Source organism: Kitasatospora sp. NPDC040550, from assembly GCF_055594965.1.
This window is the reverse complement of record NZ_JBVIWC010000030.1, coordinates 37,479-58,483: the sequence shown is the minus strand read 5'-3', so window position 1 is coordinate 58,483 and position 21,005 is coordinate 37,479. Positions and strand designations below refer to the sequence as shown.

Below are 21,005 nucleotides of genomic sequence, written 5' to 3'. Positions count from 1 at the left end.
TCCTACGAGGCGAGGGCCCTACGAGGCGATCCAGGCGGGCTCTGCGGTGCGCTCGCGGCTGCGGTGGCAGGCGTACGCGAGGGTGCCGAGCAGCAGCCGGGCCTCCGGCGGGCAGCCGGCGTTGTCGCGGGTGGGGCGGCGCAGCCAGCGGACCGGGCCGAGTTCGCCGAGCACGGTGGGCGGGGCCGCGACGTAGCTGCCCTCGCCGTGGCAGGTGAGGTCGAGCGCGGCGTCGTCCCAGCCCATCCGGTACAGCAGGTCGGGCAGCCGGCGGGCGGTGCCGGCGGAGACCAGGAACTGCAGTCGGCCGGTGGGCGGGGCCAGTACCGGGCCGACCTGGGTGCCCATCCGCTCCAGCCGGACCAGGGCCTGGAGGCCGGCCGGCTCGGGGACGTCCAGCACGTCGAAGGCGCGGCCGGTGGGGAACAGCACCGAGCCCTCGGCACCGGCGGCGTCGGCCCGCCCGGTGGTGCCGGGTACGGGGTGCAGGCCGGGGGCGGCGCAGCGCCGGGAGCCGCAGGGACAGCGGGTCGGGGCGCTGGTGCAGGCGGCCGGTTCGCCGGTGGCGACGGTCCAGCCCCAGCGGCCGGTGTACTCCGCGGCGGCCCGGGACGCGGTGACCTTGGTGCGGCGGCGCGCGCCCAGCGGTGCCAGCCGCAGGTGCCCCAGTCGAAGTTCGCCGAACAGGTTGTCCATGCCTCCCCCAACAGGTTCTCGTTGCCGATGGTTACGGGACGGTGACTGTGTGTTGATTGTCCGTTGCGTGGTGCGTGGTGCGGTGGCGGCGCGCAGCGCTTGGCGTGCGCCTGTTGCGGTGGTGCGCCTCGGGCGCCGCCTTGTGGGGGCGGCGCCGATGCCGGATCGTCGTGTGCGCGGGACGGTTGCCGTCCCGAGTGGGCGTCGAACTCGCCTGGGACTGCGATGGATTGCGGGGTCTGCCGGGTCTGCCGGGGCTGGCCGGGGGACTTGGCGGCCCGCATATGCCGGACCGTCGCGACTACCCAGTCAAGCGCCTGCCCCCGGGCTTCGGTTCACTCCTGGGGGTGGCGAAAGGTGGCGTTTCGCCAGGGGCGCTCCCACGGGTACCTCACGGGGCACTACGTTCAGCACACGGACGTCGTCGAAGCGCCTGCTCCGAGCCGTCGGGGAACGGGAGTTGGGGATCTGACGGACCGTCCGCGACGATGGCACACCAGTACGACGAGCGGTACCGCAAGGGCAGTACGCGCGGCACCGCGACACCTCAGGCACGGCACGTCTGGCAAGAGCCCGCAACCGTCGGGCGGTCACGATCGGGGGCCCCGCAGGGGCCGGGCGGGATGGGGACGTTCCCATGGCAGAGAAGCAACCCAACGAGAAGCTGACCACGTGGTTCGCCCGCAGCGGCTGGTCCAAGGGCGAGTTGGCCCGCCAGGTCAACCGCCGGGCCCGGCAGATCGGCGCCCACCACGTGTCCACCGACACCTCCCGGGTGCGCCGCTGGCTCGACGGGGAACAGCCGCGCGAGCCGATCCCCAAGATCATGTCCGAGCTGTTCTCGGAGCGCTTCGGCTCGGTGGTCTCGGTCGAGGACCTCGGCCTGCGCGCCGCCATCCCGGTCTCCACCGTCGGCGGCGGCGTCGACCTGCCGTGGAGCGCCCCCCAGACCGTCCAGCTGATCAGCGACTACTCCCGCAGCGACCTGATGCTCAACCGCCGGGGCTTCCTCGGCACCTCCCTCGCGCTGACCGCCGGCGCCGCGCTGATCGAGCCGATGCAGCGCTGGCTCGCGCCCGGCCCGACCGGCGTCCCCACCCCGATCCTCACCGCGGCCAACGGCGGCGAGGCCTTCACCGGCCGGCTCTCCGAACCGGAGCTGGAACTGCTGGAGCAGACCACGGTCATGTTCCGCCAGTGGGACGCCCAGAACGGTGGCGGGCTGCGCCGCAAGGCCGTGGTCGGCCAGCTCCACGAGGTCACCGACCTGCTGCAGGAGACGTACACCGAGGACACCACCAAGCGGCTGTTCCGGCTCACCGCCGAACTCGCCCACCTGGCCGGGTGGATGTCGTACGACGTCGGGATGCACCCGAGCGCGCAGAAGTACTACGTGCTGGCGCTGCACGCGGCCAAGGAGGCCGGCGACCGCCCGTTCGGCGCGCTGATCCTCACCGACATGAGCCGCCAGATGATCCACCTCAACCGGGGCGAGGACGCCCTGGAGCTGATCCACCTGGCGCAGTACGGCAGCCGGGACACCGCCACCCCGCGCCAGCAGTCCCTGCTGTACGCGATGGAGGCGCGCGCCTACGCCACCATCGGCGAGGTGAACCGCTGCGCCCGGGCGATCCGGCTGTCCGAGGACACCTTCACCGACATCCGCGACGGTGACGGCGACCCGGACTGGTTGAAGTTCTTCTCGCCGGCCGAGCTGAACGCCGAGAACGCCCACTCCTACCGGGACCTCGCGTACCACTCGGACAGCGCCCAGCTGTACGCCTCGCTGTCGGCGCCGGTGATGGAGCGCGCGGTCGACCTGTTCCGGCAGGACGACGACCACGTGCGGTCGTACGCCTTCAACCTGATCGGCATGGCCAGCGTGCACCTGCTGCAGCGGGAGGCCGAGGAGGCGGCGAGGTACGCCGAGCAGGCGGTCGACATCGCGACCAAGGTGCGCTCGGAGCGGCTGAACTCCCGGGTCCGCAAGACCACGGAGGCCGCGGCGGCCCGGTTCCAGGGCGTGGACGCGGTGAGCCGGCTCAAGGAGCGGGTGGTCCAGGACATCCCGGAGTTCGTCTCGGTGGTCTGAGCGACTCCGGCGGGGCTCCACCGACCGTGACGGCCGCCGCCGTCACGGTCGGTGGCACGTCGGGGGCGGCCCGGCGCGCCCCGGCCCGGGCGGTGCGGCGCCGAGCTGAGGCGGTGCCGAGCCGAGGTGAGGCGGTACGGGCGGTGCGGTGAGGCGGCACGGTAACCCATCCGGCCCCGCGTCCGGGCCGCGGTTCACGTGCCCGTAACCCGCGCGACGCACGCGTCACGGCCGCGAAACAACCGGCCGCACTGGCCGAAACCAGGCTTCGGCACTCTCCTCTTCATCGCCGCCACCCCGGGTGGCACGGGACAGGTACCCGGGGGTGGAGCGGCACTCACGCAGAGGAGACGCCGATGCCGGACGGCTTCAGCGCGGGCGACACCGCCTTCGTACTCATCAGTGCGGCCCTGGTCATGGTGATGACCCCGGGCCTGGCCTTCTTCTACGGGGGCATGGTCAGGGCCAAGAGCACACTGAACATGCTGGCGATGAGCTTCCTCTCGCTCGGCATCGTCAGCGTGCTCTGGGTGCTCTACGGCTACTCGCTCAGCTTCGGGCCCGACTCCTTCGCCGGCCTGATCGGCAACCTGGACTTCCTCGGGATGCGCAACATCGGGCTGAACGAGCTCACCGGATCGATCCCGGTCACGGCGTTCGCGGTCTTCCAGTTGATGTTCGCGATCATCACCCCGGCGCTGATCAGCGGTGCGATCGCGGACCGGGCCAAGTTCTCCGCCTGGGGCCTGTTCATCGCGCTCTGGGTGACGGTGGTCTACTTCCCGGTCGCGCACTGGGTGTTCTTCTTCGACAACGGCAACGGCGGCTGGCTGGGCGACCGCAACGGCGTGATCGACTTCGCCGGCGGCACGGCCGTGCACATCAACGCCGGTGTCGCGGGCCTCGCGCTCTGCCTGGTGCTGGGCAAGCGGGTCGGCTTCAAGAAGGACCCGATGCGCCCGCACAGCCTGCCGCTGGTGATGCTCGGCTCCGGGCTGCTCTGGTTCGGCTGGTTCGGCTTCAACGCCGGCTCGGCGCTGGCCGCCAACGGCGTGGCCGCGATGGCGATGGTGAACACCCAGGTCGCCACCGGTGCGGCGCTGGTCGGCTGGCTGGCCTTCGAGAAGCTCAAGCACGGCGCGTTCACCACGCTGGGCGCCGCCTCCGGCGCGGTGGCCGGGCTGGTCGCGATCACCCCGGCCTGCGGCTCGGTCAGCCCGCTCGGCGCGGTGGCGATCGGCCTGATCGCGGGCGCCGTCTGCGCCGCCGCCGTCTCGCTCAAGTACCGCTGGGGCTTCGACGACTCGCTCGACGTGGTCGGCGTGCACGCGGTGGGCGGGGCGATCGGCTCGCTGCTGATCGGCCTGTTCGCCACCGGCGGGGTCGGCCAGACCGCCAAGGGCCTGTTCTACGGCGGCGGGCTGGGCCAGCTCGGCAAGCAGGCGATGGGCGTGGCGGTGGTCGCCGCGTACTCCTTCGTGCTGTCCTGGCTGCTGGCCAAGGCGGTCGACAAGCTGGTCGGCTTCCGGGTCCCCGAGGAGGTCGAGGTGGCCGGCATCGACCAGGCCGAACACGCCGAGTCCGCCTACGATTTCAGCGCCGTCGGCGCGGGGCTGGCCCGGGCGCTCCCGACCGTGGGCGCCGGTGCCGCGCACGGCGGGAAGCCCGCCGGGAAGCCCGCCGACCCGCCCGCCGGAAAGCCCGCCGACACGTCCGCCGGGACGTCCGTTGAGAAGACCGAGGTCGACGCCTGATGAAGCTCATCACCGCCGTGATCAAGCCCTACCGCCTGGACGAGGTGAAGGCCGCCCTGCAGGCCTTCGGCGTCCACGGCCTGACCGTCACCGAGGCCAGCGGCTACGGCCGCCAGCGCGGCCACACCGAGGTCTACCGGGGCGCCGAGTACACCGTCGACCTGGTACCGAAGGTCAGGATCGAGGTCCTGGTCGAGGACGAGGACGCCGACGACCTGATCGACGTCCTGGTGAAGGCCGCCCGCACCGGGAAGATCGGCGACGGGAAGGTGTGGAGCGTCCCGGTCGACACGGCCGTCCGGGTCCGCACCGGTGAACGCGGCCCGGACGCCCTGTGAGGCACTGACCGATCCGGCGGATCCGCCCCCTGCCCGGGGCGGGTCCGCCCGTCGGCGCATCCCCGCTCAGCCGTACGACGGCTCGGCCCCGCGACGCCCAGCCCCGACGGCTCAGCCCCCGACGGCCCAGCCCTACGACGGCTCATCCGCACCACGGACGGGACCCACGCGCATGACCACCGAGACCAGCCCCTCCGACCCCCTCGGCCACGCGGCGGCCAGGACCGCGCTGCTGGAGCGCCCCGGGCTGACCGGCCGCCCCCGCCGGGCCGCGCTCGCCCGGCTCACCGACGACTGGCTGGCCGGGCTGCTCGCCGACGCCGGAGCCCCGGCGGCCGGCGTCGCGCTGGTCGCCGTCGGCGGCTACGGCCGGGGCGAGCTGTCCCCGCGCAGCGACCTGGACGTCCTGCTGCTGCACTCCGGCCCGATCCCCCGTGAGCTGCCCGAGCGGATCTGGTACCCGGTCTGGGACGCGGGCGCCAAGCTCGACCACTCGGTGCGCACCGTCGCCGAGGCCCGGGCGGTGGCCGCCACCGACCTCAAGGCCCAGCTCGGCCTGCTGGACGCCCGGCACCTCGCCGGGGACCGGGAACTCACCGCCGCGCTGCGCTCCGCGGTGTTCACCGACTGGCGCGCGAGCGCCCCCGCGCGGCTGCCCGAACTGCGCGAACTGGGCCGGGAGCGGGCCGAGCGGCACGGCGAACTGTCCTTCCTGCTGGAGCCCGACCTCAAGGAGGCCCGCGGCGGTCTGCGCGACCTGGTCGCGCTGGACGCCGTCGCCGCCACCTGGCTGGCCGACGCGCCCCGGGACGGACTGGACGCCGCCGCCCTGCGCCTCGCCGACGTCCGCGACGCGCTGCACCTGGTCACCGGCCGGGCCACCGAGCGGCTCGGCCTCCAGGACCAGGACCAGGTCGCCGAGCGGCTCGGCGTGCTGGACGCCGACACCCTGCTGCGCCAGGTCTACGAGGCCGCCCGGACCATCGCCTACGCGAGCGACGTCACCTGGCGGGCGGTGGACCGGGTGCTCGCCGCCCGGTCCGGCCGGGGCCGCCGGGCCGTCCGGCTGGGCTTCCCGTTCACCGGCGCCGGGCGGGGCGCCGGCGCGGTGGCCCGGGGCGCGGTCGCCCGCCGACCGCTCGCCGAGGGCGTGGTCGAGCAGGACGGCGAGGCGGTGCTCGCCCAGGCCGCCCGCCCGGCCGCCGACCCGGTGCTGCCGCTGCGCGCCGCGGCCGCCGCCGCGCAGAACGGGCTGACCGTCTCGTACGCGACGGTGCGCCGGCTGGCCGCCGAGTGCCGCCCGCTGCCGGTGCCCTGGCCGGACGAGGCGCGCGAGCAGCTGGTGACCCTGCTGGGGGCGGGGGAGGCGGCCGTCCCGGTGTGGGAGGCGCTGGAGGCGGAGGGGCTGGTGACCAGGCTGCTGCCGGACTGGGAGCGGGTCCGCTGCCGTCCGCAGCGCAACGCGGTGCACCGCTGGACGGTGGACCGGCACCTGGTCGAGACGGCGGTCCGGGCCGCGGCGATGACCCGCCGGGTGGCCCGACCGGACCTGCTGCTGGTCGCCGCGCTGCTGCACGACCTCGGCAAGGGCTGGCCCGGCGACCACAGCGAGGCCGGCGAGGTGATCGTCCGCGACCTGGCCGCCCGGATGGGCTTCCCCGCCGAGGACACCGAGACCCTGGCGGTGCTGGTCCGCCACCACCTGACACTGGTGGACACCGCCACCCGGCGGGACCCGGACGACCCGGCCACCGTCGAGGCGATCACCAAGGCGGTCGGCACCCTGCCGGAGCTGGAACTGCTGCACGCCCTGACCGAGGCCGACGCGCTGGCCACCGGCCCGGCGGCGTGGAGCAGCTGGCGGGCCTCCCTGGTGGACGGCCTGGTGGCCCGGGTGGCCGCGCAGCTGGCCGGCGGCGGGGCCGCCCCGGCGCAGGCGCCGCCCGGCGCGGAGCAGGAGCGGCTGGCGGTCGAGGCCGCCCGCACCGGCGCCCCCGCGCTGTCGCTGCTGGCCCAGGCCGAGGGGGCGGACCCCGACACCGAGCCGATGGGCGTCGAACTGAACCTGGCCGTCCCGGACCGGCCCGGGCTGCTCGGCACGGTCGCCGGGGTGCTGGCGCTGCACCGGCTGACCGTCCGCTCGGCGGGCCTGCGCGAGCTGGACCCGATCGGTGCCGGCCCGGTGCTGCTGCTGTCCTGGCGGGTGGCGGCCGAGTTCGGCGAGCTGCCGGAGGCGGCCCGGCTGCGCGCGGACCTGCGCCGGGCGCTGGACGGCTCGCTGGACGTCTCCCGCCGGCTCGCCGAGCGGGACGCCGCCGCCCCGCGCCGCAAGGGCATCCCGACCCCGCCGCCGCTGGTCACGGTGGCGCCCGCGGTGGCCTCGGCGACCGCGACGGTGCTGGAGGTCCGGGCGCACGACGCCCCGGGGCTGCTGCACCGGATCGGCCGGGCGCTGGACGGGGCGGGGGTGCGGGTGCGCACCGCGCACGTCTCCACGCTGGGGGCGGAGGCCGTCGACTCCTTCTACCTGACCGATCCGGCGGGCCTGCCGCTGGACGCCGAGCGGGCCCGGGAGGTGGCGTCGGCGGTCCGGTCGGCGCTGGGCTGAGGGCCTCCGGCACGGGCCGCGGAGGGCCTCCGGCACGGGCGGTGGAGGGCTGCTCGTACGGGGGTGGAGACCGTACCCGGGGCGGCCGGATACCCTGGGGGACGACGACCGTACCGATACCGATGCCGCAGAGGACCCGCGACGACGTGTTCGACACCCTTTCCGATCGCCTCGCAGCGACGTTCAAGAACCTCCGGGGCAAGGGCCGCCTGAGCGAGGCGGACATCGACGCCACCGCCCGCGAGATCCGCATCGCGCTGCTGGAGGCGGACGTCGCGCTGCCGGTCGTCCGGGCCTTCATCAAGCAGGTCAAGGAGCGGGCGCTCGGCGTCGAGGTCTCCGGCGCGCTGAACCCGGCGCAGCAGATCATCAAGATCGTCAACGAGGAGCTCATCGCCATCCTCGGTGGCGAGACCCGCCGGGTGCGGTTCGCCAAGAGCGGCCCGACGGTCATCATGCTCGCGGGTCTGCAGGGTGCCGGTAAGACCACCCTGGCGGGCAAGCTCGGCGCCTGGCTCAAGAAGCAGAAGCACACCCCGCTGCTGGTCGCCTGCGACCTCCAGCGCCCCAACGCGGTCAACCAGCTCCAGGTGGTCGCCGAGCGCGCCGGCGTGGCCTTCTACGGCCCGCAGCCGGGCAACGGCGTCGGCGACCCGGTGCAGGTCGCCAAGGACTCGATCGAGTACGCCAAGCAGAAGCAGTACGACGTCGTCGTCGTCGACACCGCCGGCCGCCTGGGCATCGACGCGGAACTGATGCAGCAGGCCGCGGACATCCGCGCCGCGGTGAACCCGGACGAGGTCCTGTTCGTCGTCGACGCGATGATCGGCCAGGACGCGGTCACCACCGCGCAGGCCTTCCTCGACGGCGTCGACTTCACCGGTGTCGTGCTCTCCAAGCTCGACGGCGACGCCCGCGGCGGTGCCGCCCTGTCGGTCGCGCACGTCACCGGCCGCCAGATCATGTTCGCCTCCAACGGCGAGAAGGTCGACGACTTCGACGCCTTCCACCCGGACCGGATGGCCTCGCGCATCCTGGGCATGGGCGACGTCCTCTCGCTGATCGAGAAGGCCGAGCAGACCTTCTCGCAGGCCGAGGCCGAGAAGATCGCCGCGAAGCTGCGCGGCGGCCCGAAGGCCTTCACGCTGGACGACTTCCTGTCCCAGCTGGAGCAGGTCCAGAAGATGGGCTCGATCTCCAAGCTGCTCGGCATGCTGCCCGGCATGGGCCAGATCCGCGAGCAGATCAACAACATCGACGACAAGGACGTCAACCGGGTCGGCGCGATCATCAAGTCGATGACCCCGACCGAGCGCGCCGAGCCGGAGCTGATCAACGGCTCCCGCCGGGCCCGCATCGCCAAGGGCGCGGGCGTCCAGGTCGGCGAGGTCAAGAACCTGGTCGAGCGGTTCTTCGACGCCCGCAAGATGATGTCCGCGATGGCCTCCGGCAAGGGCATGCCCGGCATGCCGGGGATCCCGGGCATGGGCGGCGGCGGGAAGAAGTCCGGCAAGAAGGCCCCGCAGGCCAAGGGCAAGCGCAAGAGCGGCAACCCGTTGAAGCGGGCGCAGGAGGAGGCCGCGGCCGCCGAGCGCCGCGCGCTCGGCCCGGGCGCCGGTCAGGCCCCGGCCGAGGGCGGCGGCGCGTTCGGCCTCGGCGCGGGCAAGGGCCCGGCCGACTTCGAACTGCCCAAGGAGTTCAAGGACCTGCTGTAGTCCTCGGCGCGTCCCGCTGTGCGGCCCGTCGTCCGGAGTTCTCCGGGCGGCGGGCCGTTCGCGTGTCCGGGGCCTCGGCGTATCCGGGCGTCGGGTGTCCGGGGCGGCTCGGAGGGGCCGGTGCTCCGGGGTGTGCTGCCGTGTCCGACGGGCTTCGTGGTGCCGGATGATGTCGGCATGTCAGATGATGTCGGCGTGCGAGTGATGATCAGGGCCCCGAGGGCCGAGGACGAGGTTGGGTACGCGGAGGCGGTCCGACGGTCCGCCGAGCACATCGGACGGTGGAACCCGGTCGAGCCGGACGGGCTGCCGGAACTGCTGGGCCGCCAGGGGGCCGGCCTGCGCACGTTCCTGATCATCGACCGGGAGACCGGCGGGCTGGTCGGCAAGGTGAACGTCGCCAACATCGTGATGGGCCGGTTCTGCAACGCCTCGCTGGGCTACGACTCGTACCTGCCGTACGCCGGCACCGGGCGGATGACCGAGGGCCTGCGGCTGATCCTGGACCGCTGCTTCGCCCCGCAGTCGGCCGACGGATTGGGCCTGCACCGGCTGGAGATCAACGTGCAGCCGGAGAACGAGCGCTCGATCGCGCTGGCCAAGCGGCTGGGCTTCCGGCACGAGGGCTACACCCCGCGGATGCTGTTCCTCCAGGGGGACTGGCGCGACCACGAGCGGTTCGCGCTGACCGCGGAGGAGTGGCCGGGCGGCGCGGCGTAGTCCGCCGACGGGAGGTCATATCCGCTGGTCGGAGGCCGAGGGGCACGGGCCTGGGTGCGGCCGTACGGGCAGCCGGGCGCGGCGTTGCGGTTGGCCCGCCCGAGCGGCTGTCCGTATCGTCCGGTGGGTGACCGAACCCGTGCCGCCGCGCCAGACCCCCGACCAGCCCTGGCGGTCCGAGGGCGCCCCGCCCCCGCCGCCGCCCCGCCGCCGGATGCCCGGTGGCTGGGCGGGCCTCGTCCTCACCGCACTCGTGGTGTTCCTGATCTCCGACCTGTTGCTGTCGTTCTTCGGCAACGAGGGCGCCACCACGATCTCCTACACCGAGTTCAACAACCAGCTGAACAAGGGCAACATCACCAAGATCTACGCCAAGGGCGACGCGATCGAGGGCACCCTCAAGAGCGCCCAGCCCAAACCCGACGGCGGCAAGGGCGACTACACGGACTTCGACACCCAGCGCCCCTCCTTCGCGGGCGACAACCTGTGGACCACCCTGCAGCAGCAGGGCGTCGAGGTCACGGCCACCTCCCCGGTCCAGCAGCGCAGCTTCCTGACCAACCTGCTGCTCTCGCTCGCCCCGATGCTGCTGCTGGTCTTCATCTGGGTGCTGCTGGCCCGCCGGATGGCCGGCGGACTCGGCGGCGGGCCGCTCGGCCGCAAGGCCCCGCCCAAGCCGGTCACCGCCGACCAGGGCAAGCGCACCACCTTCGCCGACGTGGCCGGCATCGACGAGGTCGAGGCCGAACTCACCGAAGTGGTCGACTACTTGAAGCACCCCGAGCGCTACCGCAAGCTCGGTGCCAAGATGCCGCGCGGGGTGCTGCTCAGCGGCCCGCCCGGCACCGGCAAGACCCTGCTGGCCCGGGCCGTGGCCGGCGAGGCGGACGTGCCGTTCTTCTCCGCCTCCGCCTCCGAGTTCATCGAGATGATCGTCGGCGTCGGGGCCAGCCGGGTCCGCGAACTGTTCGCCGAGGCCCGCAAGGTCGCCCCGGCGATCATCTTCATCGACGAGATCGACACCATCGGCCGCCAGCGCGGCGCCGGCGGCGGCATGGGCGGGCACGACGAGCGCGAGCAGACGCTCAACCAGATCCTCACCGAGATGGACGGCTTCACCGGCTCCGAGGGCGTCATCGTGATCGCCGCGACCAACCGGGCCGACGTGCTCGACCCGGCGCTGCTGCGCCCCGGCCGCTTCGACCGCCGGATCACCGTCAGCCCGCCCGACCGGGAGGGGCGCGCCGCGATCCTGCGCATCCACACCCGGACCGTCCCGCTGGCCGGCGACACCGACCTCACCCAGCTGGCCAAGGTCACCCCCGGGATGACCGGGGCCGAACTCGCCAACCTGGTCAACGAGGCCGCCCTGCTGGCCGTCAAGCGGCAGCAGGACGCGGTCAACGAGCGGGACCTCTCGGACGCCCTGGAGAAGGTCCAACTCGGCGCCGTTCGACCGCTGGTGATGCCGCAGGAGGAGCGCGAGCGGACGGCGTACCACGAGAGCGGCCACGCGCTGCTGGGCATGCTCCAGCCGGGCGCGGACCCGGTCCGCAAGATCACCATCGTGCCGCGCGGCCGCGCCCTCGGCGTCACCCTCTCCACCCCGGAGAACGACCGCTACTCGTACACCGAGCCCTACCTGCGCGGCCGGATCATCGGCGCGCTCGGCGGGATGGCCGCCGAGCAGGTGGTCTACGGGGTGATCACCACCGGCGCGGAGAGCGACCTGGAGCAGGTCACCAACATCGCCCGCGGGATGGCCGGCCGCTGGGGGATGAGCGAGCGGGTCGGACGGCTCACCGCCGTGCCCGCGGACGCCCAGGGCGCGTACGGGCTCTCGGCGGCGCCGACCACGCTGGACGCGGTGGACGAGGAGGCCCGGCGGATCGTCGCCGAGTGCTACGAGGACGCGGTGCGGATCCTGAACGAGGAGCGGCACCGGCTGGACGCGCTGGCGGCGGCGCTGCTGGAGGCGGAGACCCTGGACGAGGAGGCGGCCTACCGGGCCGCCGGGGTGCCGCGGAAGGCCGCCGAAGAGGAGGCGTGAGCCGGGGAACCGGGGGCGCCCGCCGTGGTGGCGGGCGCCCCCGGTTTCCGTGCGCCCGAGCCGCCTCCGGCGGGGCCGCCCGCGCTCAGCGGGGCCGCTCGGCGACCAGGTAGCGGAAGACGTTCTCCATCCGGACCGAGCCGTCCGGGCGCAGGTACGGCTGCAGCGCCTCCTCCAGCTCCTTGGCCACCAGCGGGGCGCCGGAGAACTCCTCGGCCGCCTCGAACAGCCCGGTGGAGAGCAGGCCGCGCACCGCGCTGTCGAGGTCCGGGTACGCGAACGGGCAGCTCACCCGGCCGCTGCCGGCCGGACGCAGGCCGACCGGGGCCAGCAGGTCCTCCAGCGCTCCCGGCGCGCTCAGTTCGAACGGGTCGCGCGCGGCGGTCCGCCCGGCCGTCCGGCGGGCCGCGTCCAGCACCGGGGCGCTCTCGCAGCGCTCCCGCGGTCCCCAGGCGGCGAGCACCACGTGCCCGCCCGGGAGGGTGAGCCGGGCCGCTTCGGCGACCACCGGCCCGGGCTCGGCGGAGCCGGGCAACTGGTCGAAGACCGTCACCAGCGAATGGGCCGAGCGGGGGACGGCGGCGGCCAGCCGGGCCCCTGCGCACACCCGCAGCCGACGGCCCCGGGCCAGTTCGCGCAGCTCGTCCCGCGGCTCCTGCCCGGCGACCTGGGCGCCCCGTCCGGCGGCCAGCAGCAGGGCCAGTCCGGACCGGCAGCCCAGTCCCAGCACGCTGCTCGCCGGGCCGACCTCCAGGCGGTCGTAGACCGCCTCGTAGAGCGGCACCAGCATGCGCTCCTGGATCTCCGCCCAGTCGCGCGCCCGCGCGGGCCCCGCGGCCTCCTGCGGGGGGTGGTGCGGTCGTGCGCCGGTCGGTCGTGCGCCCGCCGGTCGTGCGGTCCCTGGTCGTGCGGTCGTGCCGGTCGTCCGAGCTGAAGCCATCGCGGCCTCCCATCCGGTCCTTCGGTGTGCAGCTACGGCTCCCCCAAAGTCCCGCCCCACTCCAGCCAACAGCGGGTCGGGCCCGGCGTCCAGAGGGGTGCAGGGTGGTGCGCGCGTGTCGCGGTCGTGCGCCCCCTGCGGGCGCCCTGCGGTCGGTGTGCCACGACTGAGGGTGTCCTCACCCCCTCATCGGTGTGATACCGATTCGAAGTGAGGGGGCCGATCCCCGTACCATTCCGCCCATGGCTAAGGCACCCGTTCTCACCCCTCAGGCGGAAGACTTCCCGCGCTGGTACCAGAACCTCATCAACAAGGCCGAGCTGGCCGACAACGGTCCGGTGCGCGGCACCATGGTCATCCGACCGTACGGCTACGGCCTGTGGGAGCGGATGCAGCAGGAGATGGACGCGCGCATCAAGAAGGCGGGCGCCCAGAACGCCTACTTCCCGATGTTCATCCCGCAGTCCTACCTGACGAAGGAAGCCGAGCACGTCGAGGGCTTCGCGCCCGAGCTCGCGGTGGTCACCCACGGCGGCGGCAAGCAGCTGGAGGAGCCGGTCGTCGTCCGGCCGACCTCCGAGACCATCATCAACGAGTACTTCTCGAAGTGGGTGCAGAGCCACCGCGACCTGCCCCTGCTGATCAACCAGTGGGCCAATGTGGTCCGTTGGGAGCTCCGCCCGCGCGTCTTCCTGCGCACCACCGAGTTCCTCTGGCAGGAGGGCCACACCGCCCACGCCACCTACGAGGACGCCCGTGCGTACGCGTCGATGATCCACACCCAGGTCTACGGCGACTTCATGACCAACGTGCTCGGCATCGACGTCGTGCTCGGCCGCAAGACCGCCAAGGAGCGCTTCGCCGGCGCCATCAACACCCTCACCCTCGAAGGCATGATGGGTGACGGCAAGGCGCTGCAGATGGGCACCAGCCACGAGCTGGGCCAGAACTTCGCCAAGGCGTTCAACACCACCTACCAGCTGCAGGGCGCCGAGCGCGAGTACGTCTGGCAGACCTCCTGGGGCGTCTCGACCCGCATGGTCGGCGGCCTGATCATGTCCCACGGCGACGACAACGGTCTGCGGGTGCCCCCGCGCCTGGCCGCGGTCCAGGCCGTGGTGCTGGCCATCAAGGGCGACGACGCCGTCATCGCCAAGGTCCGCGAGATCGGCGCCCAGCTGGAGGCCGTCGGCATCCGGGTCGTGGTCGACGACCGCACCGACACCCCGTTCGGCCGCCGCGCCGTCGACTGGGAGCTCAAGGGCGTTCCGCTGCGCATCGAGGTCGGCCCGCGCGACCTGGAGAACGGCACCGCGATGCTGGCCCGCCGCATCCCGGGCGGCAAGGAGCCGGTCTCCATCGACGCGCTGGCCGCCCTGCTGCCGGGCCTCCTGGAGGAGGACCAGGCGCTGCTGCTGCGCCAGTCCCGCGAGCGCCGCGAGTCCCGCACCGTCGACGTCAAGACCCTCGACGAGGCCGTGGAGGCCGCCGCGACCGGCTGGGCCCGGATCTCCTGGGCCGACCTCGGCCCGGAGGGCGAGGCCAAGCTGGCCGAGCAGGGCGTCACGGTGCGCTGCATCGTCGCGGCCGACGGTTCGGTGCCGCAGGCGGACGACCAGGACGGCAATATCGCGATCGTCGCCCGCTCGTACTGACGTGATCGTGGCGTGCGCGTACTGATCGCGTGCCGCCCACCGATGTCGGCGGTCGTCGGGTAATGACCGGTGGCGGCGACATTTGCCCGGAATGCGGGTGGGTAAGAATCCGGTAACTCTGCCGGAGGGGGCCGAGTAGGTTACATCCCTACTGGCCGGTCAACTGCCGGTATTAACGGAATAGCGGTACGGTGTACGGCCCGTGGCCCTGTCAACTTCGACGGGTCCACGGGCCGTACGTCCAGGGGGCGACAGCCCGCTCCCCGGACGGAATTCACGAGGCCCGCCGACGTTGCGACGGGCCGAAACCCGCAGGGGGTTGGTCTTGCCTCAGATCCGGAACGCGCAATTCGCGCGCAGTCGTGCATTCCTGGGAGTTCCCTGGGAATTCCCGGAGAACGGGAACATGCGGAACATCGGCGCACTCTGCATCGTTGGTCTAGCGTGAGCACGACACAGCCCCTCGTCCTCGCGGCCGAACTGGCCGCCGCCTGGAGCGACATCCAGGCCTACCACCAGGACCTCCCCGACCTGGCCTCGCCCGAGGCACTGATCGGCGAGTCCTCCTCGGCCTGTGGCACGCGGCTCGGTTTCGAGCGGCTCCTCCACGAGGCTGCCCACGGTCTGGCCGCGGCCCGGGACATCCGGGACACCTCGCGGGCCGGCCGCTACCACAACCGGCGCTTCCTGATGCTCGCCTCCGAGCTGGGCCTGGCGCACCCGGTCGAGCCGCACGCCAGCAGCGGCTTCTCCCAGGTGACCATGCTCAAGGAGACGCAGGAGCGCTACGCCGAGACCATCGAGCGGCTGGACCGCGCCCTCGGCGCGCACCAGGAAGCGGTGGCCGGCGACGGCACCAACCGCGCGTTCCGCGGCCCGGCCGCCCGGCACGGTTCCTCCGGGGGCGGCGTCCGGGTCAAGGCGGTCTGCGGCTGCGGGCGCAACGTCCGGGTCGTGCCGTCGGTGCTCGCCCAGGCGTCCATCGTCTGCGGCGCGTGCCAGCAGCCGTTCAAGATCGCGTAATCCGGGGTCGGGACCGGTCGGCGACTGTGCGGGCAGTCGGCTCGGCCGGAATGATCGGCACCGGTGGCATCGATGAGTCCGTGGGCTGACCGGGAGCGGGGGCTCCCGGTCGAGCCCTGAGCGGTTCCCCCTGCTCCGGCCCGGCCCCCTCGGCTCCGCCCGAGGTGCCTTCGCCCGAGGTGCTCCCCGGCTCCTCCCTCGGCTCCGGCTCGAGATGCTTCCCAGCTCCGGTGCAGGTGCTCCCCGGCTCCGTCTGCGAAGGCCGGGTGAAGAGCCCTGCCGCCGATATGGCAGAATGGACAGCTGAGTACTCGGCAGCCGAGCAGGACCCCTCTCTCCTACGGCTGGCGTGTCCCTTGAGCGGACCGCCCCGCAACCCCACGCGGACGGCGAGACCGCTCACCCACGTCAACACCAGGAGAATCCACTCCCGTGGCAGTCAAGATCAAGCTCAAGCGTCTCGGCAAGATTCGCGCCCCGCACTACCGCATCGTCGTCGCCGACTCGCGCACCAAGCGTGACGGCCGCGCGATCGAGGAGATCGGCATCTACCAGCCGACCTACAACCCCTCGAAGATCGAGGTCGACAGCGACCGCGCCCAGTACTGGCTGTCCGTCGGCGCCCAGCCGACCGAGCCGGTGCTCGCCATCCTCAAGCTGACCGGTGACTGGCAGAAGTTCAAGGGCCTGCCGGCCCCGGCGCCGCTGCTGGTCGCCGAGCCCAAGGTCGAGGACTTCTCGCACCTGTTCGCGAAGGCCGTCGCCGGCTTCGAGGACGCCACCACCGGTGTCGCCATCACCCCGAAGGCCAAGAAGTCGGACAAGGCCGAGGCTGAGGCCGACGCCGGCGCCGAGGCCTGATCGTGATCGAGGACGCCCTCGACCATTTGGTGAAGGGCATCGTCGAGCACCCCGACGAGGTACAGGTGCGCTCGCGCAACCTGCGTCGGGGCAACACCATCGAGGTGCGGGTGCACCCCGATGACCTCGGCAAGGTGATCGGCCGGGGTGGCCGCACGGCGCGCGCACTGCGCACCGTGGTCGGCGCCCTCGGCGGTCGCAACGTCCGGGTCGACCTGGTCGACGTGGACAACATTCGCTGACGCAGCTGCTCGTTCAGCCGTCGGGCTTGAGGCCGACCGGGACGCATGTCGTCCCGGTCGGCCTTTCTCTGTCTCCGGCCGCCGGCCTCAGCTCCGTCACCGGTCCGGGCCACCGGTTTCGTCACCGGTCCCGGCCGCCGCTGTTGGTCACCGGTGCTGGTCACCGGTGTTCGTCACCAGCCTTTGTCCCTGCCTTCTCGCCCAGCAACTCCAGGAGAACGATCACCGTGCAGCTCGTCGTCGGCAGGATCGGCCGTGCCCACGGCATCCGGGGGGACGTCAGTGTCGAGGTCCGCACCGACGAGCCGGAACTCCGGCTCGGCCCCGGTGCCGTCCTGCTCACCGACCCGGCCTCGGCCGGGCCCCTGACCGTCGAGTCCGGCCGAGTGCACAGCGGTCGGCTGCTGCTGCGCTTCGCCGGCGTCAAGGACCGCAACGCGGCGGAGGCACTGCGGGGCACCGTGCTGATCTCCGAGGTCGACCCGGAGGAGCGTCCGGACGATCCGGAGGAGTACTACGACCACCAGCTGGTCGGCCTTGACGTGGTGCTGCTCGACGGCACCCGGGTCGGCGAGCTGACCGCGGTCGTCCACCTGCCGTACCAGGACCTGCTCACGGTGGAGAAGGCCGACGGCACGGAGGTGCTGGTGCCCTTCGTCACCCAGATCGTGCCGACCATCGACCTGGAGAACCAGCGGGCCGTGATCACCCCGCCGCCCGGGCTGATCGACCTCGACGAGGCCGAGGTCGCCGGCGGTGCTTCGGAGGAGCCGGAGGAGTCGGAGTGAGCGCCGAGCAGGACCTCGCCCCGACGGTCGTTGCGGAGGCCGCTCCGACAGCCGCTGCGGAGGCCGCCCCGACGGTCGTTGCGGAGGCCGCCCCGGAGAGCGCCCCGGAGACCGCCCCGGTGGTCACTCCGGGCGTCCAGTCGGGGATGCGGATCGATGTCGTCTCGATCTTCCCGGAGTACCTGGAGCCGCTGAACATCTCGCTGGTCGGCAAGGCCCGGGCCCGCGGCCAGCTGGACGTGCACGTCCACGACCTGCGCGGATGGACCCACGACGTGCACCGCACGGTGGACGACAGCCCGTACGGCGGCGGCCCCGGCATGGTGATGAAGCCCGAGCCGTGGGGCGAGGCGCTGGACGCGGTGGTGGCCGGCGGCCCCGAGGGCGAGGTGCCCACCCTGGTCGTTCCCACGCCCAGCGGGCGGCCGTTCACCCAGGAGCTCGCCCAGGAACTGGCCGGGCGCCCCTGGCTGGCGTTCACCCCCGCGCGGTACGAGGGCATCGACCGCCGGGTCATCGAGGAGGCGGCCACCCGGATGCCGGTGGTCGAGGTCTCGATCGGCGACTACGTGCTGGCCGGCGGCGAGGTCGCGGTGCTGGTGATGGTCGAGGCGATCGCCCGGCTGCTGCCCGGCGTGCTCGGCAACGCCGAGTCGCACCGGGACGACTCCTTCGCGCCCGGCGCGATGGCCGACCTGCTGGAGGGCCCGGTCTACACCAAGCCCGCCGAGTGGCGCGGCCGGACCGTCCCGGACGTCCTGCTCAGCGGCAACCACGGCAAGATCGCCCGCTGGCGGCGGGAGCAGGCCTTCGCCCGCACCCTGGCCAACCGGCCCGATCTGGTCGGGCGCTGGCAGTACGGCGCCTTCGACAAGAAGGACCGGGCGGCGCTCGACGTCCTGGGCCTGGCCTGGGACGAGGAGCTCGGCCGATTTCGGTCCACGGCCGTCGATGTGGAAGAATAGGCCGCTGCTGTCTGTCGCTGGCCCCCTTCCGTAGGGGGCACGTGGACCGGCGCCCCCGCCACGGGGGGCCGCCGTCAGCCGATGCGGCCCGCAGCTCACCCCATTGTGACGAACTTCCGTGGGCGGCCCGTGGCGCCTGCGATGGAGAGCAACATGAGCAACAAGCTCGCTGCTGTCGACGCGGCCTCGCTGCGCACCGACATCCCGGCCTTCCGCGCCGGTGACACCCTGAAGGTTCACGTCCGGGTCATCGAGGGCAACCGCTCCCGTGTCCAGGTCTTCCAGGGCGTCGTCATCCGCCGCCACGGCGCCGGCATCGGTGAGACCTTCACCGTCCGCAAGGTCAGCTTCAACGTCGGCGTGGAGCGCACCTTCCCGGTGCACACCCCGGTCGTCGAGAAGATCGAGGTCGTGACCCGCGGTGCGGTTCGCCGCGCCAAGCTGTACTACCTGCGTGACCTCCGCGGCAAGGCCGCGAAGATCAAGGAGAAGCGCGACCGCTGATCCACCGCCCCCCGGCCGCGCCGGGGGACCGGAGCGCTCCGAGGGACCGGGCCACCGCAAGGTAAGCTCTGCGCCCGATGAGCACGCACGAACCACCCGCGGACCGCGACGGCAGTCCCGCACCCACCGGTGCGGACTCGCTGTCGCGGTCCGCGGTCGTTTCCGAGCCGGAGCGGCAGTCGGCGGGGGCCGGGGCTGAGCCCGAGAACGGGGACGGAGCCGAGGGTGAGGCCGGGGCCGGGGCCGAGGTCGAGGAGCCCGGGCGGTCGCGCTCGCGGGACCTGCTGCTGTTGGTCGGGATCTGTCTGGCGGCCCTGCTCCTGGTGAACGCCTTCGTGGCCCGTCCGTTCTCGGTGCCCTCGGGCTCGATGGAGGACACCCTGCAGCCCGGCGACCGGTTGATCGCCAACCAGCTCGCCTACGCCTTCGGCGGGCATCCCCAGCGCGGTGACGTGGTGGTCTTCGACGGGACGGGCTCCTTCCTGCGCGATTCGGCCGAGCCGCCGGGGTTCTGGGACGGTCTCCGCTCGGTCGGCCGGGAGCTGGGGCTGGTCCCGGCCGGCGACACGGTCTACGTCAAGCGCGTGATCGGCGTCGCCGGGGACCGGGTGCGGAGCACGGGCCCGGGGGCGCCGCTCACCGTCAACGATGTGCCGCTCGACGAGCGCGCCTACCTGGCCCCGGGCGACCAGCCGTCCGCCGTGGCCTTCGACGTCCTGGTGCCGAACGGCAAGCTGTTCGTGCTGGGTGACCACCGGAGCGCCTCCCGGGACTCCCGCGACCACCTCGGGGAGCCCGGCGGCGGCTTCGTGCCCGAGGACAAGGTGATCGGCCGGGCGGACTGGGTGGTCTACCCGTTCTCGCGCCTGACCGGCCTGGACCGTCCCGCGGCCTTCGCCGCCGTCCCGGGGACTGGTGGCCGTGGGGACCAGGGGTAGGGGCCGGGTCGCCGACCGACCGGCTCCGGAACCGGGCGGGAACGGGGGCGAAGCGGGGGAGTCCGGGGCCGAACCGGTCGCGCCGGTCCGCGGCCGCGCCGATCGTCGCCGCAGCGCCCGCCGCGCGGCCCGACGGCGCAAGCGCTCGCTGCTGCGCGAGTTCCCGCTGATCATCCTGGTGGCCCTGCTGGTGGCACTGGTGATGAAGACCTTCATGATCCAGGTGTTCGTGATCCCCTCGGGCTCGATGGAGCAGACCATCCAGGTCGGGGACCGGGTGCTGGTGGACAAGTTGACCCCCTGGTTCGGCAGTGAGCCGCAGCGCGGCGACGTGGTGGTGTTCAAGGACCCGGGCGGCTGGCTGGAGAACGATCACAAGGCCTCCGAGGACGGTCCGGTCCTGGGCCCGGCGAAGCACGTGCTGACCTTCGTCGGGCTGCTGCCGTCCGACAACGAGCAGGACCTGATCAAGCGCGTGATCGGCGTCGGCGGGGACACCGTCGAGTGCTGCGACCCGCAGGGGCGGCTCAGCGTCAACGGCCGGGCGGTGGACGAGCCGTACCTCGCGGCGGGCAACCCGCCGTCCCGACAGCCGTTCAAGGTGACGGTGCCGAAGGGGCGGCTGTGGGTGATGGGGGACCACCGCGACGTCTCCGCCGACTCCCGCTTCCACATGGGCAACCCCGGGCAGGGCACCGTCCCGCTGAGCGACGTGGTCGGTCGCGCCTTCATGATCGGGTGGCCGCTGGGCCGGATCCATCAACTCGCCGAACCCGGTTCACTCTCCTCTCTCGCCGCGACCTCGCGGCCCGGCGGAACTGCGCCGGAATCGATGGGCATTGGGCCGGTTCCATTGGAACCACCGCTCGTTATGGGTGTGTTGGGCATCCTTCCGTTCGTCGTTCGCCGGTCGGGGCGGCCTCCGCGGTGAGCCGCTCCGGTCGTCGGACGGCCGGACGGCGCGTGTGGAACCGCGAGCCGGATGCCCTGGAGTGATAGAGAAGTGCAGGTGCGGCCGGGAGCGGTCCCGGCCGTGCGCCGGGGCCGGGTTGGTGTCAGGAGAGCCTGCTGTGGGCAATCCTGATGCGTTCATGGTCGTGGTGAGCGTGGTGCCCG

At 73.0% G+C, this 21,005-nt stretch carries 18 protein-coding genes; 16 read left to right on the top strand and 2 right to left on the bottom strand.

What is annotated here, in order from left to right:
* Nucleotides 1-18: 18 nt before the first annotated feature.
* Nucleotides 19-696 (bottom strand): bifunctional DNA primase/polymerase, encoded by a 678-nt coding sequence (locus tag ACZ58X_RS33625; RefSeq protein ID WP_470337366.1) that lies wholly within the window; start codon nucleotides 694-696, stop codon nucleotides 19-21.
* Nucleotides 697-1,291: 595 nt separating this feature from the next.
* On the opposite strand from ACZ58X_RS33625, the gene nsdA reads away from it, so the two are divergent.
* The 7 genes from nsdA (at nucleotide 1,292) to ftsH (ending at nucleotide 11,973) form a co-directional block, all read left to right on the top strand.
* Complete coding sequence (nsdA, locus tag ACZ58X_RS33620; protein ID WP_470337394.1) at nucleotides 1,292-2,788, top strand: transcriptional repressor NsdA; 1,497 nt, start codon at nucleotides 1,292-1,294, stop codon at nucleotides 2,786-2,788.
* Nucleotides 2,789-3,144: 356 nt separating this feature from the next.
* The gene (locus ACZ58X_RS33615; protein WP_470337365.1) at nucleotides 3,145-4,542 is read left to right on the top strand and encodes an ammonium transporter; all 1,398 of its coding nucleotides are present in this window, start codon (nucleotides 3,145-3,147) and stop codon (nucleotides 4,540-4,542) included.
* Nucleotides 4,542-4,880: a P-II family nitrogen regulator gene (locus ACZ58X_RS33610; RefSeq protein ID WP_350508264.1), complete on the top strand. Its 339-nt coding sequence runs from the start codon at nucleotides 4,542-4,544 to the stop codon at nucleotides 4,878-4,880. Before ACZ58X_RS33615 ends, ACZ58X_RS33610 begins: the two co-directional genes overlap by 1 nt.
* Before the next feature lie 172 nt (nucleotides 4,881-5,052).
* The gene (locus ACZ58X_RS33605) at nucleotides 5,053-7,488 is read left to right on the top strand and encodes a [protein-PII] uridylyltransferase (RefSeq protein ID WP_470337364.1); all 2,436 of its coding nucleotides are present in this window, start codon (nucleotides 5,053-5,055) and stop codon (nucleotides 7,486-7,488) included.
* Between the two features lie 146 nt (nucleotides 7,489-7,634).
* A complete protein-coding gene (gene ffh / locus ACZ58X_RS33600; protein WP_470337393.1) occupies nucleotides 7,635-9,203 on the top strand; it encodes a signal recognition particle protein in 1,569 nt (522 codons plus the stop codon).
* A 177-nt stretch (nucleotides 9,204-9,380) separates the two neighbouring features.
* Nucleotides 9,381-9,923: a GNAT family N-acetyltransferase gene (locus tag ACZ58X_RS33595; RefSeq protein ID WP_470337363.1), complete on the top strand. Its 543-nt coding sequence runs from the start codon at nucleotides 9,381-9,383 to the stop codon at nucleotides 9,921-9,923.
* A 127-nt stretch (nucleotides 9,924-10,050) separates the two neighbouring features.
* Nucleotides 10,051-11,973, top strand: coding sequence for an ATP-dependent zinc metalloprotease FtsH (gene ftsH, locus ACZ58X_RS33590; protein WP_470337362.1), 1,923 nt, complete (start codon nucleotides 10,051-10,053; stop codon nucleotides 11,971-11,973).
* Nucleotides 11,974-12,058: 85 nt separating this feature from the next.
* Here the strand turns inward: ftsH and ACZ58X_RS33585 are convergent, their stop codons facing one another.
* Complete coding sequence (locus ACZ58X_RS33585; protein ID WP_470337361.1) at nucleotides 12,059-12,763, bottom strand: class I SAM-dependent methyltransferase; 705 nt, start codon at nucleotides 12,761-12,763, stop codon at nucleotides 12,059-12,061.
* 392 nt (nucleotides 12,764-13,155) lie between these two features.
* On the opposite strand from ACZ58X_RS33585, the gene proS reads away from it, so the two are divergent.
* The 9 genes from proS to lepB (ACZ58X_RS33540) all read left to right on the top strand — a co-directional run bounded on the left by proS (nucleotide 13,156) and on the right by lepB (ACZ58X_RS33540) (nucleotide 20,820).
* Nucleotides 13,156-14,568, top strand: coding sequence for a proline--tRNA ligase (gene proS, locus ACZ58X_RS33580; protein WP_470337360.1), 1,413 nt, complete (start codon nucleotides 13,156-13,158; stop codon nucleotides 14,566-14,568).
* A gap of 444 nt (nucleotides 14,569-15,012) precedes the next feature.
* Nucleotides 15,013-15,591, top strand: coding sequence for a hypothetical protein (locus tag ACZ58X_RS33575; protein WP_188307074.1), 579 nt, complete (start codon nucleotides 15,013-15,015; stop codon nucleotides 15,589-15,591).
* 432 nt (nucleotides 15,592-16,023) lie between these two features.
* The gene (rpsP, locus tag ACZ58X_RS33570) at nucleotides 16,024-16,452 is read left to right on the top strand and encodes a 30S ribosomal protein S16 (protein ID WP_470337359.1); all 429 of its coding nucleotides are present in this window, start codon (nucleotides 16,024-16,026) and stop codon (nucleotides 16,450-16,452) included.
* A gap of 2 nt (nucleotides 16,453-16,454) precedes the next feature.
* Nucleotides 16,455-16,694: an RNA-binding protein gene (locus tag ACZ58X_RS33565; RefSeq protein WP_030056773.1), complete on the top strand. Its 240-nt coding sequence runs from the start codon at nucleotides 16,455-16,457 to the stop codon at nucleotides 16,692-16,694.
* A 227-nt stretch (nucleotides 16,695-16,921) separates the two neighbouring features.
* Nucleotides 16,922-17,482: a ribosome maturation factor RimM gene (gene rimM / locus ACZ58X_RS33560; protein WP_470337358.1), complete on the top strand. Its 561-nt coding sequence runs from the start codon at nucleotides 16,922-16,924 to the stop codon at nucleotides 17,480-17,482.
* Between the two features lie 146 nt (nucleotides 17,483-17,628).
* Nucleotides 17,629-18,447, top strand: a complete 819-nt coding sequence (gene trmD / locus ACZ58X_RS33555; RefSeq protein WP_470337392.1) for a tRNA (guanosine(37)-N1)-methyltransferase TrmD — start codon at nucleotides 17,629-17,631, stop codon at nucleotides 18,445-18,447.
* Between the two features lie 153 nt (nucleotides 18,448-18,600).
* Nucleotides 18,601-18,951 (top strand): 50S ribosomal protein L19, encoded by a 351-nt coding sequence (rplS, locus tag ACZ58X_RS33550; protein WP_030056776.1) that lies wholly within the window; start codon nucleotides 18,601-18,603, stop codon nucleotides 18,949-18,951.
* Nucleotides 18,952-19,028: 77 nt separating this feature from the next.
* Nucleotides 19,029-19,889, top strand: coding sequence for a signal peptidase I (gene lepB, locus ACZ58X_RS33545; protein WP_470337357.1), 861 nt, complete (start codon nucleotides 19,029-19,031; stop codon nucleotides 19,887-19,889).
* Nucleotides 19,873-20,820, top strand: a complete 948-nt coding sequence (lepB, locus tag ACZ58X_RS33540; RefSeq protein ID WP_470337356.1) for a signal peptidase I — start codon at nucleotides 19,873-19,875, stop codon at nucleotides 20,818-20,820. Before lepB (ACZ58X_RS33545) ends, lepB (ACZ58X_RS33540) begins: the two co-directional genes overlap by 17 nt.
* Nucleotides 20,821-21,005: the final 185 nt, after the last annotated feature.